This window comes from Mesorhizobium sp. BHbdii (assembly GCF_053848045.1).
This window is the reverse complement of record NZ_JBSPKX010000203.1, coordinates 1-452: the sequence shown is the minus strand read 5'-3', so window position 1 is coordinate 452 and position 452 is coordinate 1. Positions and strand designations below refer to the sequence as shown.

Here is a 452-nt window from a genome sequence, read left to right as displayed (position 1 = left end):
CGCCGCCTTCGGCATCGCGGATGAGGACATGGCCGCCGATCCGGTGAAAATGTACCTTAACGACATTTTCACGGTCACCGTGAACATGGCCGGCCTGCCGGGCATCGCGGTGCCCGCCGGCCTTGATCCCAAGGGGCTGCCGCTTGGCCTGCAGCTGATCGGCCGGCCGTTCGAGGAAGAGACGCTGTTCCAGACCGCCGCCGTCATCGAGCAGGCGGCCGGCACATTTCAGCCTGAGAAGTGGTGGTAAGGATATCGATCCTCTGAAGGGGTGAGCGATGTTCTTCCTTCTTTCCAAGGTCTTCTGGTTCTTCATCCAGCCACTCAACCTGACGATCTTCCTGCTTTTGGCGGGGCTGATCGCCGCAATGATCGGCCGGCGGCGGCTGGCCGTCACCGGCAGCGTGCTGGCGTTTCTGATTCTGGCGCTCTCGACCTGGACGTCGCTTGGC

1 protein-coding gene and 1 pseudogene are annotated in these 452 nt (G+C 62.6%); both read left to right on the top strand.

The window, feature by feature from the left end; translation table 11 throughout:
• Positions 1-250: amidase family protein (locus ACWTU8_RS32635; protein WP_455851352.1), on the top strand; the 250-nt coding region annotated here is incomplete at its 5' end.
• Between the two features lie 28 nt (positions 251-278).
• Positions 279-452 (top strand): annotated as a pseudogene (locus ACWTU8_RS32630) (YdcF family protein); the annotation flags it as partial.